The organism is Paenibacillus sp. J23TS9 (assembly GCF_018403225.1).
Taxonomy (GTDB): domain Bacteria; phylum Bacillota; class Bacilli; order Paenibacillales; family Paenibacillaceae; genus Paenibacillus_AQ.
Window position 1 is genome coordinate 202,836 of sequence record NZ_BOSG01000003.1, and the last position, 14,093, is coordinate 216,928.

At 51.1% G+C, this 14,093-nt stretch carries 13 protein-coding genes; all 13 read right to left on the bottom strand.

Going from position 1 to position 14,093, the window contains the following annotated elements; translation table 11 throughout:
- Positions 1 to 28 precede the first annotated feature (28 nt).
- Positions 29 to 1,660: a formate--tetrahydrofolate ligase gene (locus KJS65_RS19450; RefSeq protein ID WP_213651523.1), complete on the bottom strand. Its 1,632-nt coding sequence runs from the start codon at positions 1,658 to 1,660 to the stop codon at positions 29 to 31.
- Between the two features lie 127 nt (positions 1,661 to 1,787).
- A complete protein-coding gene (locus KJS65_RS19455; RefSeq protein WP_213651524.1) occupies positions 1,788 to 2,264 on the bottom strand; it encodes a glutathione peroxidase in 477 nt (158 codons plus the stop codon).
- Between the two features lie 141 nt (positions 2,265 to 2,405).
- Positions 2,406 to 3,434, bottom strand: a complete 1,029-nt coding sequence (locus KJS65_RS19460; RefSeq protein WP_213651525.1) for an LLM class flavin-dependent oxidoreductase — start codon at positions 3,432 to 3,434, stop codon at positions 2,406 to 2,408.
- A gap of 198 nt (positions 3,435 to 3,632) precedes the next feature.
- Positions 3,633 to 5,150, bottom strand: coding sequence for a DEAD/DEAH box helicase (locus tag KJS65_RS19465; RefSeq protein ID WP_213651526.1), 1,518 nt, complete (start codon positions 5,148 to 5,150; stop codon positions 3,633 to 3,635).
- Between the two features lie 134 nt (positions 5,151 to 5,284).
- Positions 5,285 to 6,955, bottom strand: coding sequence for an ABC1 kinase family protein (locus KJS65_RS19470; RefSeq protein ID WP_213651527.1), 1,671 nt, complete (start codon positions 6,953 to 6,955; stop codon positions 5,285 to 5,287).
- Position 6,956: 1 nt separating this feature from the next.
- Positions 6,957 to 7,310 (bottom strand): phasin family protein, encoded by a 354-nt coding sequence (locus KJS65_RS19475; protein WP_213651528.1) that lies wholly within the window; start codon positions 7,308 to 7,310, stop codon positions 6,957 to 6,959.
- Positions 7,311 to 7,380: 70 nt separating this feature from the next.
- The gene (locus tag KJS65_RS19480; protein WP_213651529.1) at positions 7,381 to 8,019 is read right to left on the bottom strand and encodes a ThuA domain-containing protein; all 639 of its coding nucleotides are present in this window, start codon (positions 8,017 to 8,019) and stop codon (positions 7,381 to 7,383) included.
- A gap of 311 nt (positions 8,020 to 8,330) precedes the next feature.
- Positions 8,331 to 9,149 carry a uroporphyrinogen-III synthase gene (locus KJS65_RS19485; RefSeq protein WP_213651530.1) on the bottom strand — a complete coding sequence of 273 codons (819 nt, stop codon included), beginning with the start codon at positions 9,147 to 9,149 and terminating at the stop codon, positions 8,331 to 8,333.
- Positions 9,150 to 9,222: 73 nt separating this feature from the next.
- A complete protein-coding gene (locus KJS65_RS19490; protein WP_213651531.1) occupies positions 9,223 to 9,753 on the bottom strand; it encodes a DUF2062 domain-containing protein in 531 nt (176 codons plus the stop codon).
- Positions 9,754 to 9,889: 136 nt separating this feature from the next.
- Positions 9,890 to 10,948 carry a GerAB/ArcD/ProY family transporter gene (locus tag KJS65_RS19495; protein WP_213651532.1) on the bottom strand — a complete coding sequence of 353 codons (1,059 nt, stop codon included), beginning with the start codon at positions 10,946 to 10,948 and terminating at the stop codon, positions 9,890 to 9,892.
- 34 nt (positions 10,949 to 10,982) lie between these two features.
- The gene (locus tag KJS65_RS19500) at positions 10,983 to 11,198 is read right to left on the bottom strand and encodes a hypothetical protein (RefSeq protein WP_213651533.1); all 216 of its coding nucleotides are present in this window, start codon (positions 11,196 to 11,198) and stop codon (positions 10,983 to 10,985) included.
- Positions 11,195 to 12,382 carry a Ger(x)C family spore germination protein gene (locus KJS65_RS19505; protein WP_213651534.1) on the bottom strand — a complete coding sequence of 396 codons (1,188 nt, stop codon included), beginning with the start codon at positions 12,380 to 12,382 and terminating at the stop codon, positions 11,195 to 11,197. Before KJS65_RS19505 ends, KJS65_RS19500 begins: the two co-directional genes overlap by 4 nt.
- A 9-nt stretch (positions 12,383 to 12,391) precedes the next feature.
- Positions 12,392 to 13,987 (bottom strand): spore germination protein, encoded by a 1,596-nt coding sequence (locus KJS65_RS19510; RefSeq protein WP_213651879.1) that lies wholly within the window; start codon positions 13,985 to 13,987, stop codon positions 12,392 to 12,394.
- Between the last annotated feature and the right edge of the window lie 106 nt (positions 13,988 to 14,093).

A 14,093-nucleotide genomic window follows, 5' to 3' on the forward strand; every position in this document is an offset into this window, starting at 1 on the left:
ATGCAGAAAAGAGCTGGTTTTTTGTTTCCTAGAACAATCCGGAGATCCGGCCGTCTTCGTCGATGCTCATATGTTCAGCAGCAGGCGACTGAGGCAGTCCAGGCATCGTCATAATGCTTCCGGTCTGTACAACGGCAAATCCTGCGCCTGCAGACAATGATATCTCCCTAACCTGCACGGTAAAGCCTTCCGGCGCTCCCAGAAGACGCGGCTGATCCGAGAACGAATACTGGGTTTTGGCCATACAAACAGGAAGATTCCCATATCCAAGTCTCTCAATATCCGTCAGACTCCGCAAAGCCGAAGGAGAATAGGATACCTCTGCGCCCCGGTAGATTTCCCGGACGATCGTTCCGATTTTGGAACGGATATCCGTTTCGAGGTCATACAGCGGCCGATAGCTGGAGTCTTCCTCCCCAAGCAGCTTAACCAGGGCTTCCGCAAGCTCCCGGCCGCCTGCGCTGCCTTGTGCCCATACCTTCGACACAGCCGCAGGAACATGTAAAGCACGGCATTCCGCAAGTACACGTTCGACCTCTTCAGGTCTATCATCGGCAAAATGATTCACCGCCACCACAACCGGAACGCCAAACTTCTTCAAATTCTCCGCATGCCGTTTCATATTGGCAAGTCCGTCTGCAAGCTCCTGCATACCCGGCTCATGCAGTTTGTCTTTAGCGGCCCCGCCATTATATTTCAGGGCTTTGACTGTCACAACCAGCACTGCAGCTGCCGGATTCAGTTCCGCCTGGCGGCATTTGATATCCATGAATTTCTCTGCGCCGAGATCTGCGCCAAAGCCGGCTTCGGTAACGACAATCTCACCGAGCTTCAAGGCAAGCCGCGTTCCGATGACGCTGCTGCAGCCATGGGCAATATTGGCGAACGGTCCGCCGTGTACGATCACCGGTGTTCCTTCCAGTGTCTGTACAAGGTTCGGCTTGATTGCATCCTTCAGCAGGATGGTCATGGCCTGCACGGCCCCCAGCTGAGAAGCAGTCACAGCCTCTCCCACCTGGTTGTATCCGATAATGATCCGGCCGAGACGCTCCTTTAAATCACCAATACCTTCGCTCAAACAGAGCACAGCCATGACTTCCGAAGCCGTTGTAATCAGAAAGCCACCTTCACGGACAACGCCATTCCCATCACCAAGTCCTGTAACCATGCTGCGGAGACCGCGGTCGTTCATATCCATGGCCCGCTTCCAGACAATCCGCTGCGGATTCAGCTGCAGTGCATTTCCCTGAAAGATGTGATTATCTATCATCGCCGCCAGCAAATTATGCGCAGACGTAATCGCATGCAGATCACCCGTGAAATGAAGGTTAATATCCTCAGCCGGAACAATCTGCGCTTTACCGCTGCCTGTTGCTCCGCCCTTCATGCCGAAGCATGGACCAAGCGAAGGCTCACGCAAAGCGGCCACCGTCTGATGCCCAATCGCATTTAACGCCTGGGCCAGACCGATGGTGGTTAGTGTCTTCCCTTCTCCCGCCGGTGTCGGGCTCATTGCCGTGACCAGCACCAGCTTACCGTCCCCGTTTGCTTTTACACGGTTCCACAGAGATGGACTGAGCTTAGCCTTATATCGTCCGTACAGCTCCAGTTCCTCTTCTTCCACTCCGATCAAACCTGCAACTTCCATGATTGGTTTCATGACCTGATCGTACCTCCTATGTATTTCTTTCAAGTCTCAACGTTCTCTTACCGCTGAAAAAAGAGTCTGCCGCTTTCGGACAGACCCTTATACCTGTTATTTTGCAAGTTGTATTCATGATGCTCTTTTAGAGCAGCTGTTCAATTGCGCCTGTCATGGCCTCCGGAGCTTCCTTCGGTTCAAACCGGGCTACAACCTCACCGCTCTTGTTCACCAGAAACTTTGTGAAGTTCCACTGGATATCGCTGCTCTCTGCTTCCCCGGGCTGTTGATCCTTCAGGTAACTAAAGAGTGGATGGGCGTTATCCCCGTTCACATCAATTTTTGCAAAGACAGGGAAGGATACACCATAATTCAGCTGACAGAATGAAGCGGCATCTTCGCTGCTCCCCGGTTCCTGTGCTCCGAACTGGTTGCATGGAAATCCGAGAATGACCAGTCCCTGCTCCTGATAACGGTCATAAAGCTTTTGCAGATCGCCATATTGCGGCGTCAAACCACATTTGCTCGCTGTGTTGGCGATGACCAGCACTTTCCCTTTGTAATCCTCAAGAGATACTTCCTTGCCCGCCGGAGTGGCGGCTGAAAACGTATAGACAGACATTTCCATACCCCGCTTTCTTGAAAATAGTATATTTGCCGAGTCAGGTTCATTCTTTCTTGCGCTGTTCAAGCTCCTGCTATCAACCGGACCGTGTTTTCCCGTTCTTCTTCCATCATACACCAGTGATAATCAAGTGCAAGTTTACGACTTGATTGCCCGCGTTTTTTTTGAAATTCCGAAGGCTTCAGCGATCAGACGGAATGATTTAACCTTATCCTCAAAACGGTGGATGATGCTGGCGATCATCACTTCTTCCGTACGGTATTCCTCGCATAAACTTTCAATCTTCCGTTTGATCTGTTCAGGAGATCCCACAATCATCCGCTTGCGGTTCTCCTGCATACGCATCCGGTCGTACGGTGAATATGAATAATTCAAGGCTCTTTCGATGGAAGGTGTACCTCCAGAAGTCCCACCCTTCTCCAGCATCAGCAATGACAGGTCCATACTGGAGGCCAAACGGTTCGCCTCTTCCTCGGTTTCAGCGCAAACCGCAAAAATGGCCAGCAGCGATCTCGGTTTATTCAAAACTACAGAAGGTCTGAAGTTTTCCTGATACCAGCGCATCACATCTGCCCCGCCTGAGCCATTGATAAATTGTGCGAACGCAAAGCCTGTGCCCTGCTGTGCCGCAATGCCTGCACTGCCGCCGCTGGATCCGAGCATCCACATTTCCGGAATGGTTTTGACGAGCGGCGTAGCGACAAGTCCCGCAAGCGGATGCCCTGGGCTTAGGGTATCTGTCAGATAGGCACTCAAATCAGCAATCTGCTCCGCATAACGGTCCACATTCCGCATCTTCCCCTCCTGCAGAGCCCGAGTTGCGAGCGGCATGCCGCCTGGAGCGCGGCCAAGCCCAAGATCAATTCTTCCCGGGTACAAGCCTTCCAAAACGCGAAAATTTTCCGCAACCTTATAGGAGCTGTAATGCGGCAGCATGACACCGCCGGAGCCGACGCGGATCGTGGAAGTGACGGCGGCCAGATGGGAGATCAGAACCTCTGGGCTTGACCCTGCGAGGTTGGGAGAAAAGTGATGCTCTGAAACCCAGAAGCGGTTATAGCCCATACGTTCGGCTTCCTGAGCCATTCTACCGGTTTGCGCCAATGCCTCCACCGGTGAACTTCCCTCGGAGATGGTCGATTGATCCAAAATGCTAAGCTTTATCATGAGGCTTCAAGACCTTTCGTTATAGATTGTTTCATTATTGTAGTCTATGAGCAATCGCGAGATGAATACACCAACACCAGTCAATAACCATCATTTCAAAATTAAGCAATCAGTAAAACTGGTATTTCTCCATTCTACAGATGACAGAATCGAAACAGGGAGCGCCTGCAAGAGGCTGCTCCCTGTCTTGATTTGGTTCTATGATCTCCGGCCTGGACCGCCCCGGCGTCCAGAAGCGGAACCACGCCCACCCCGGCCCTGTGCCGGTGATTCGCCGCGGCCTTGACCGCGGCTGCCGGAGGACCCGCGATTGGAGCCTCCGCGTCCTTCCCCACCCGTGCGGGAAGAAGAAGCCTGTGGCTTGTCATCCCGGCGGGAGCGTCCCTGACCTGGACGACCTTCGCTGGCCCGTCCTTCATCACGGCGGCCCCCGGTTGATGTCCGCCCTTCACCACGACGGCCTCCCGTGGATGTACGCCCTTCGCCTCGGCGGCCGCCAGGCACACGTCCTTCACCACGACGGCCATCCTTTTCATTACGGCTGCTTCTGCCTGCAGCGGATGAACGAGATGCACCCCTGTTCTCCACGATCTCGCCGGACTTTTCGTAATGGCTGCGCTCGATGGCGAACTGAATTCCCTGCTCAATACGCTGCAGCTCACCCTTATCTCTCGGGGCGACAAACGTAATCGCCATCCCCTTCTCCCCGGCGCGCCCTGTGCGGCCAATCCGGTGAATATAGCTGTCCACCTCAAGCGGAATGTCGTAGTTGAATACATGAGTAACGCCTTCCACGTCCAAACCTCTTGCCGCCACATCCGTCGCAACCAGAAGCTGAAGCTTGGCTTCGCGGAAACGCTTCATGACCTGTTCGCGCTTCGCTTGCGACAAGTCTCCATGCAGCTCATCCGATGCATAGCCCGATTCCAGCAGCGCGGCATTGAGCGTTGAGGCCCGGCGCTTTGTACGGCAGAAAATGATAGCCAGGTAAGGCTTGTTCGACTCAATCATGGATATGAGAGCCTGTTGTTTATTGCGGTCCGAGACCTCTACCACAAGCTGACGGATATGCTTTAACGGTACAGGTGAATTTTCCACCTTGATGGTTACGTCCTCAGCATCCCGGGTATAGAATGACGCTAACTGCTTAACTTCAGATGGCATTGTTGCACTAAAGAGCAGTGTCTGACGCTTGTACGGCAGAGCCTGGATCAGCGTTTCCACCTCGTCGAGGAAGCCCATATGCAGCATTTGATCCGCTTCATCGAGCACCAGCGTCTTTACGCCGCCCAGCTCAAGCGTGCCGCGGCGCAAATGGTCGTTCAGACGCCCTGGTGTTCCGATGATTAAATGCCGTCCGCCTTCAAGCTTGCGCAGCTGCTTGTCCACGTCCTGGCCTCCATATACCGCCAGAATGCGCAGTTCTGTTCCACGGGACAGCTTCCGCGCCTCTTCCGTAATTTGCAGCGCCAGCTCACGTGTAGGCGCGATAATCAGTGCCTGAGGAAAAGCGCGGCTTGGATCCAGCTTCTGCATCATTGGCAGTAAAAACGCGAGCGTTTTACCCGTTCCTGTCCGAGCGCGGGCAATCACGTCCCGTTCTGCCAGCAGCAGCGGAATCGTCTCCTCCTGCACCGGAGTTGGTACGGTAATTCCGTTCTCCTTCAGCGTTTTTACCCACTGCTCTTGTATGCCTAGCTCTGAAAAATTTGGCAAAACATCCACCTCATTAAGTTCTATTCATATTCAGGAGGATTCTGATTTCTGAGAAATCCTCACGTATACATTTGTTAAAATTAGTCTTTCATAAAATTCCAGCCAAGCCATAATGGTATAAAACATAAGTCCATTTAAAATTTTCCCGATTTAAAAATGGCGAACAGCAGCCATAGCACCATGAAAAACGCGACACCAAACCCGATGCCGATAACCGGGAAATGCCACAGGATGGAAGACTGACGGTTCAGCGATGATCCGATAATCAGTCCCACCATAATAATACTAAAAGCCAGCAGCACAATGCTGAAGGAAAGCCTGTTGCTGATTTGATCCAGCTTCTTCATCAGCGATTCCAATTCAGGCACGTTGATCTCTACTTTGAGCTTTCCCTTGCTGATCAAGGCTGACAGCTGCCTCGCATGTGAAGGCAGTTCTAGCAGAGCCTCGGCCAGCCCGCTTGCACCTCCCAGCAGCTTGCTGCGCAAACGGCGGGTGCTGAACCGCTCCTTGACAAGCTTTCGGCCAAAGGGCTCCGCCATATCAATGATGCTGAGTGCGGGATCCAGCTTTTGGATGACCCCTTCCATGGTCAGCAGCGCCTTGCCAAGAAGTGTCAAATCCGGAGGCATCACGATTGCATGCCGCTGGGCGACTCCAAACAGATCATTCAGCGCCCTGCCAATGCCGATCTCGGCAAAAGGAATGTCATAGTATTCGTCACGCAGGACATCCAGGTCCCTGTGAAGAGCATCCATATCATGATCTTCAGGCAGCAGACCGAGGCGAAGAATCGCCCGGATCATACTGTCGGTATTTTTACGCATGAGCGCGATAATCAGTTCGGATAAATGATCTTTCATGTCTTCACTAAGCCGTCCGACCATGCCGAAGTCCAGGAAGGCCAGGCTGCCATCCTTACGAATAAGCAAATTGCCCGGATGCGGATCCGCATGGAAGAAGCCCTCAATGAACATCTGATGCAGCATGCCATTTACGAACCGCTTTGCAATATCCTGCAGGTCGAAGCCGCTTTCCTCGAGCTTCTCCCGCTGGCTGAGCGTCACGCCCTCCACATATTCCATCGTCAAGACGCGAGAAGAGGTATACTGCCAATAGATTGCTGGGATAAAAATATGGGAATCGTTCTGGAATTGCAGCGCAATTTTTTCCGTGTTGCGGCCTTCCCGGCTGTAATCCATTTCCGCCAGCATGGATTTGGAAAATTCCTCGACAAGCCTGACCATCTGATAACGCTTAGCCCATACCCAGCGTTTCTCCGCGAGCATGGTCAAATCCCGCAAAATGCTCAGGTCGCGGGTAATGGTCTGCAGCGCGCCGGGACGCTGGATTTTAATCGCGACCTCTTCCCCGGATTTCAGCCTGCCGAGATGTACTTGCCCGATAGATGCGGCAGCCACCGGGTTATCGTCAAACCAGGAGAACATGTCTTCTACCGGAGCGTCCAAGTCCTCCTCCAGAATGCTTCGGGCATCACCCGAAGAGAACGGTGGAACCTGATCCTGCAGCTTGACGAGCTCCTGAATGATTGAATCCGGCAGCAGATCGGAACGCGTACTCGCAAGCTGCCCGAGCTTCACGAACGTTGGACCGAGATCCTCCAGTACCAGACGAATGCGTTCCCCAAGCGTTTTGGTTTCAGGCGTCTCATGCGTGACCCAGCGCCGGGGAAGGGATAGCACCTGGAACAGCCCCAATTCCTCCGCCATGTAGCCAAAGCCATGACGCATGAGCGCCATGGCGATCTCCCGGTAGCGTCCGGTATGCCTGATGCGTACAGCCATTTTATACGATGTCCGTTTCGATGACCTGTTCCGGACCCTTTTCCCCGTCGCCCGATTCGAGTTCCGCAATACGGTTTTCCAAGGATGCAATTCGCTGTTCCAGGCTGGCTACATCATTTTCGGAAGGCACATGAAGCTCTGTTAAAATACGCTGGACTTGCTCCCGCAAAAAGTCTTTGAATTGGGACTTTTCTTCTTCGCCGCGCTCCACAAGCCGGTCGATCAAATCCTTTGATTCCGTAGGAGCGAGTTCCCCCCGCTTGACCAGATCATCGACGGTTTTCTCGATTTTCTCCTTGCTGACAATGGTTAAACCCCATCCTAACGAGATTGCTTTTTTCAACAGATCACTCATGATTATTCCCTCCCAAAGCTATATTTCCCTTATTATACCCTGAAATCTTTGCCAATATGAAATGACCGGATCAGCCCGGCAGATGTGCGGCCCATTGGGCTGCCTGCAAAACAAGCTGTCTGATCTGCGGATTCCTGAAGGTTGGCTCATGATGGCCGGGCATAAAAAACACGACTCTTCCAAGTCCGTAATTATGCCTCCAAGCCGCAGGATGCCATGTATCGCCCAGCTTATATTCCAGCAGCACTTTTCTTTCCGTAAACGGGCTAAGCTCGATCTGGAAGGGCTCCTCAGCCAGCTCAAATGGCTCGATCCCTTCTGTAATGAAATGCTCTCCGCTTGTTCTAAAGGATAGAGGCTGAATCGGACCATTTCCGTCAAAACGCCCTCCCATCAGCTGGGCCAGCTCATAACGCCGGTTTCCAAGAGACAGACCGTTATGCAGTACAAGCAGCCCGCCTCCCTGGCTGACATAGGAGAGAAGCCCCGAGGTTTGCTGCCTCGACACCTGCTCATCCCAGAGATCGAAATAACAGATGCAAAGGTCAAAAGGTTTCAAATGTTCCAGCAGCAGCAGGTTTTTATTCTCGCTGCACTGGACGGAAATCACGTCGTTTAATATATGGCTGATTTGCTCGTCAATCCCCTGCAGGGGATGGAATTTGGGGTGGGTATAGTCCCCCAGCAATATGCTTTTTTTGTTGTACACGGTCTATTCCTCCTCTTTGGCGCACACCGGTCATGTCTTTATGGTTATTCTATAGCATTCCACATTTCCGAAAAAAAACCTTCTTGAATCCATTTCATAACTCACTAAAACGATAAAATCGAAACTTATATAAAACCGTTTGGATCTAATATATAGCCTTGATTGTAGCGGCTTAAGGTATTATGAAATTGATTCTCTTGCCATATGTTTTCTATAGATGCCGATCCAAAATCAAGGGCAAATAAAAAAGAGATGCCGCTCTTTTCGCATCCCTAGTGTTGCAATACCAAAATAACCATTTTATTGAATTGTTACGCATCTTTTGTTTGAAAATAGCGCGCCAGCTCGACCAGCATACTGCCCATACGCTCGTCTTCCGAAGGATACACCACCCGCGTGATGCCTTCTTCCAGCAAAGCCTGGGCCGTCATTTTTCCGACAGCCGCCGCGGCAACCGGTCCTTGAAAGGCCTGAATCATTTCCTCGAGATGACCCTGGCTGCGGGCGTACTCCGCCAGATTGCGGATCTGCGGCGCACTTGTAAAGGCAGCTGCATCGATTCTTTGCAGGAGAATATCATTCAAAAGCTGCTCAAGCTGTTCAGGTTCCGGTGGAATATGCTGATACGGCAGCACCTTGCGCATTTCCGCTCCCTGTTCCACCAGCCAAGCCTCCAGCCGGGGTGCCGGATCGCCGTGCAGCTGAAGCACAACATCCGCTCCTTGAAGCTCGTATTCCTCAAGACCGCGGATTAATCCGGATGTGCTGCCATCATCATCGCGGACAAGCGGAGCAAGTCCTCTTTTACGGAGGGCATTGACGGTCTTGTAGCCCCGGGCGGCTATGGAGGATTTCTGCAGCGTCTCCAGATAATCCTGTTCCACGCCCATATCGGCCGCAATCCCGAATAAAGCATCCAGCCCCATACCGGTTGTCAGAATCGTCCATGCCGGCGGCACCGCGATCCAATCCGCAAGGTCGCTTCGAACCTTGGAATCATCCAGAAATACAGTGCCCTGAGCCGGCCGGATCAAGGCAGTACCGCCCATTTTCTCCACAATCTTGACCATATCTCCCGCTTTGCGCGGGCCTGTTAATGCAATCGTCCTGCCTGCCAATCGATTTGCCATATCGTTCCCCCTCTTCCGGAGCGCGTCTTGTTTTGAACAGTATACTTGACCGCGCGGAAGAGTGAAAGGAATTTTAGAGCGATGCGCCTGCCCTTTTCGCCAGACGATGCTTTTTTCGCTGATTGTAGAAATACTGGACAACGAAGTATGAAATGACGCCTAGCACCAGGCCGAACACCGACATGCCGATCAGCACATGCAGGCCACCCTGCAGCAAATGCTTGAAGATCGTAAAGTCCCCGTGCAGCAAATTACGCCATGCATGCTCCTCCATAGGCACATCGATCATTTTTTTCGGGAAGAACCATTCGCCGATTTTTTTTGCAAAAGGAAGAAGAACAATAGGCAGGAACGTCAGCTTGCCGATCACGTTGCCGATAATCGCGGCGGGGAGTGATCCTCCAGCCAGTCTGACGGTAGGATAAAAAATCAGATATACCAAGGAGCCGGTCGAGATCACGATCATCTCCAGCCCGAACCCGAGCGCAAAGCCGAGAGATACTTTTCTCACACCTCCCGGGGAGCGGAACAGTTTAATCATATTAAACTTGAGTTTCCGGGAAAATTTATGGAATACGTTATGCTTTTTACGTTTCTTTGTCATGTAATCACCCTTCATAGCCCAAAACGACCCCAAAAGCCGTATGGGGAGCCGTACCATCAAGGCCGCCCTTATACGACATTGTATCATTTCCGCGCCCTTTTTTCTAACCATACCTTCCCGGTATGTCCCATAATATTCAGGCCTTCGAGGGGCGGTGAATCGCAAAGATCAGAAGCGGCAGCACGAGGATATAAAGCAGCCCGATCAGGGTCCACACACGAGTGAAATTAAACAGCTGAATAGAGTTCTGATAAAACCAAAAAGCGCAGCTGTATGCAAACAGCCCAATGGGAGCAGCCATCATTTTCCCGGATACCTGTGGGAGTATGGTTTTTAAGCCATAGCAGATAACATACAGACTGATCGCAAGGTTAAGCAGAACCGCCGGATACCAGAGCGCAACCAAAAACAGGTCAAACCGGTCCAGAAAATCGGTAATCCGCAGCTGGCGCACCAATTCATAGGAGGGATACATCATTCTTCCGGAAATATGGACGCCTAAAAGCAGCAAAGTCATCAGGACCAACAGCACCAGTATACCAAGGCTCAGCAGCAGGGAATACAGACCGTATTTAAACTTGTAATCCTTGCTGGAGAAAATAAACGGCAGAACCAGAATCTGCCCCACGTAAGAGAAGGATAACCAGCTTCCATGGGCCACGCCTTTCCAGTCCACGTAGAGAGATGGCTGCATGAAGCGGAAATTGAAGTCCCGGAAAACGATGAAGGGCATGGCTACAATGATAATAATCATGATGGGTCCATATAGCTCCGTAATGCCGAGTACGGTTCTTGCTCCTCCTCTTGCAATGTAAATGGCGGTTGCCGTAATGCATAAGCCGATGATGAATATGGGGGTGATCGGCAGCAAAATCACATTGGTAAAATCGGTCATAATACGGATGTCTCTAACCAGGATCAAAAAAAAGAACAGCAAATACAGCATTATGATTCCTCTGCCGATCACGGGAAACCGGCTTGCCATGGATTGGAACAAGTCCTGGCCCGGAAAACGCCGTGAGCTTCGTGTGAGGAAAAACAGCATGACCAGGACAATCACTCCCCCGATCAAATAGGGCATGTACGCATGTTGTTTCGCTGTCATGATCATCTGGCTCGGCAAATTGATCATGGTGATATTGAGCACATAGGTGACACCGAGCAGCACAATTTGGCGTGGAGTAATTTTTTGCACAAACATCCCTCCTTCATCGGGTTTTTGCAAAATGTTAGAACGGAACAAAAGGGCCGAGCCATCTGCTGAGCCATACCGATCCATAAACGATATGCTTGACCTGCAGGCTGTAAGCGAATATGAACATGCCCGCGATCAGGATAATATATGTAAACCAGCGGTTGATTTTAGGAAGGCTTTGGATCACTTTGCGGTCCAAGAGCAGAATAATCACAGCCGACACGATGTAAATCAGCAAAATTCTAATCATTTTTTTATATCCTTATCCTTTCTGCCAAAAGGCTTATCTACCGCTCCGATATTTTCAATATGAATTCGGGTATTGACCACAACCTTGACAGTAGGAAATATCTCCTCCCAGTGATCCTTGATACGCTCCCAGTCATGCGGTTTTTTTTGCTGAATCGTCCGTCCAAAACCCAGAATATCGGAGTGATATCGATCCTGCAGCAGACGTATACCCGATTGGATCTGCGTAACAACTTCCTTGCTCGTACGATCCTCCAGCATACCCATGTTTCTCCCGCCGCCCAGCGTGTAATTGGTGTTGTTCTCTATAACAGAGCCCTTGACGAGGATATCTACATACATGGTGACGTTATTACCACGGATAACTGGTTTTAACTTGACCGTATTTTCCATGAACTTAACCGTAATAAATCCCTTCCCGTCTCTTCCCGGGACCAAAATATCCGGAGATGGCGCCTGATTCAGCGCCAGGTTCATCATCTTCGCTTCCTGTCCCTTCAATATGCCAACTAATCGATCTCCCTTAAACAAGGCAAGACCGGTAATTTGTATATTTTTCTTGTTCTTTGCGAGGTCCTCAGGTTCTACTTCCTGCAGCGAAATATACGGAAGGGAAACATCCACTCCATCGGATAGCAGCTCATTGGCCAGGTACTTGAGTGAAATGGGTCTTTTGGAATATTCATTCATCAGCTCCCGGATCATTTCGCTGGGGAACTGCTCCATGGGCGCTTCGGCATCCAGAATTTTGTACGCGGGTCCGGATGTTACTGCAACCAGGGAAGAGAGCCTGTTTTGAGGAATCCGGGCGAATTGATCCAGCATGGGACTAATCCCGCCTCGTGCAAAATCTTCACCCAGCAGCAGTGTCCTACGGTGGGCAAAGGACAGGGTTCGGGAGTTCCCTGCCTGGACTTCCATGTTTGAATTACGCAGCGAAACACCCGTCTTGGACTCCAGGTAATAGGATTTGCTGCCTTCGGTGCCTCCGCCCCCGCCCTCACTCCCGGCTCCCCCCAAATTTCCCGGCAAAGCGATTTGGAGGGTACTTCGGTACAGATCCTTTTCCTTATCGACGGCTGATCCGATCACGAAAGCGACGTCATTGATTTCCTTACGGTCCCAGCAGCCGGCCAGTCCTATAGAGGTCATCACCAGCAAAGCTGCGATAACAGTCTTTTTCATGAGGCATCATCACCATACCTTGTTCAATTTAGGATTTCCGTTGATATCCTTCTCTTCCCGCTTTTGATTCTCTTTCGAAAGCCACGTGGGGCGTTTGTTCATCTTCCACCACGGCGCACGGACGAATATGTCCTTATGGTCAGAGCCATGGAACGGACTGACGCCTGACATATAAGGGACCCCAAACGAAGTCAGCTGCGTCACATGAACCAGTACCCAGGTAATGCCAAGGATGATGCCAAACAGCCCAAGTACGCCCGCGAGAAGCATCAGGGGGAACCGCAGCAGGCGAATGGTAATGGCGAGGTTATAGTGAGGAATCGTAAAGGATGCAATCCCTGTCATGGACACAATGATAACCATTGGTGCCGATACGATTCCCGCCTGAACGGCCGCTTGGCCGATCACTAGCGCTCCAAGTATACTGACGGCTTGGCCTACCGTCTTCGGCAAACGGATACCGGCCTCGCGCAGTGCTTCGAAGGAAATTTCCATCATCAAGGCTTCGACAAGCGCCGGAAAAGGAATAGCTTCCCTTGCCGCTGCAATACTGAGAACCAGAGTGGACGGCAGCATGTCCTGGTGGTATGTCGTCACCGCGATATAAAGTGAGGGCAGAAACAGTGCAATAAACAGAAATATATACCGGATCCACCGGATGAAATTCGTAATGAAAAACCGCTCATAATAATCCTCAGTAGCCTGCATCAACTGAAAGAAAGTTGTAGGCGCGACCAGCACAAACGGCGTTCCATCAATGAAAATAGCGCATCTGCCTTCAAGGAGCTGGGCTGCCACACTGTCCGGGCGCTCTGTATACTGCACTTGCGGGAAGGGCGAATAAGGATGGTCTTCAATCAGCTCCTCAATGTAGCCCGATTCCAAAATGCCGTCAATTTTAATATCCTTCAGCCGTTTCTTCACATCGTCTACCAGCTTGGGATCGACTAGCCCCTCAATATAAGAAACGACAATATCAGTCTTCGTATCTGTACCCAGCACCATGCTGTACATCTTGAGGTTCGGTGTCTTGATCTTAAAGCGGATCAGCGCCGTGTTGATACGGATCATTTCAGTAAAACCTTCGCGTGGACCACGGATGACTGACTCGGTTTCAGGCTCCTGTACAGGACGGCGGATGCCCCCTTTAATGTTAAAGAGATGAACCTCACTAAGACCGTCCACGAAAACCGCCACACTGGAGTTTAAAATACCTTCTACGGTATCAATCCATTTCGTAGCCGACATGACTTGAGATAGCGAGACCCGCGTATTTTCAAGCGGCTCCAGTTCTGATGCCTCGGTAATTTGCTCCTCCGGGCCAGAATTTTTGATGCGAACTAGCCCCTCCACAATGGGTTCGAGCACATGCAGCTGAAGCTCTTCCGAAAGTACAATCCCTTCCACATATGCCACAAAAGCCTTGATGTCTGGGGCAAGCTCGATGGTTCGGTAGATCATGTCCGAGCAGTCTTTAAAAATATCTTTCAGTGTTTGAATATTCTGGTCCAGGCTTTTCGATACGGACAGCTTCTCCCAAGACGGAGAAGGAAGCCCTAGATGCTTGCCGGATGGCAGAGCCTCTGCTTTATGGTCAGAATTCATACTGCGTTTACCCATTGTCTTCATCACCTCGTATGCCGTCCATTACCTGGAATGTTTTCACCATAGCTTGTGCCATATCTGGATAAATTATGTGGGGCACATTATA

Bases quoted from the DNA above. Each gene is read 5' to 3' on its own strand.
- KJS65_RS19450 (WP_213651523.1), bottom strand. From the start codon at position 1,660: ATGAAACCAATCATGGAAGTTGCAGGTTTGATCGGAGTGGAAGAAGAG.
- KJS65_RS19475 (WP_213651528.1), bottom strand. From the start codon at position 7,310: ATGAGTGATCTGTTGAAAAAAGCAATCTCGTTAGGATGGGGTTTAACC.
- KJS65_RS19460 (WP_213651525.1), bottom strand. From the start codon at position 3,434: ATGATAAAGCTTAGCATTTTGGATCAATCGACCATCTCCGAGGGAAGT.
- KJS65_RS19455 (WP_213651524.1), bottom strand. From the start codon at position 2,264: ATGTCTGTCTATACGTTTTCAGCCGCCACTCCGGCGGGCAAGGAAGTA.
- KJS65_RS19500 (WP_213651533.1), bottom strand. From the start codon at position 11,198: ATGATTAGAATTTTGCTGATTTACATCGTGTCGGCTGTGATTATTCTG.
- KJS65_RS19470 (WP_213651527.1), bottom strand. From the start codon at position 6,955: ATGGCTGTACGCATCAGGCATACCGGACGCTACCGGGAGATCGCCATG.
- KJS65_RS19505 (WP_213651534.1), bottom strand. From the start codon at position 12,382: ATGAAAAAGACTGTTATCGCAGCTTTGCTGGTGATGACCTCTATAGGA.
- KJS65_RS19490 (WP_213651531.1), bottom strand. From the start codon at position 9,753: ATGACAAAGAAACGTAAAAAGCATAACGTATTCCATAAATTTTCCCGG.
- KJS65_RS19510 (WP_213651879.1), bottom strand. From the start codon at position 13,987: ATGAATTCTGACCATAAAGCAGAGGCTCTGCCATCCGGCAAGCATCTA.
- KJS65_RS19485 (WP_213651530.1), bottom strand. From the start codon at position 9,149: ATGGCAAATCGATTGGCAGGCAGGACGATTGCATTAACAGGCCCGCGC.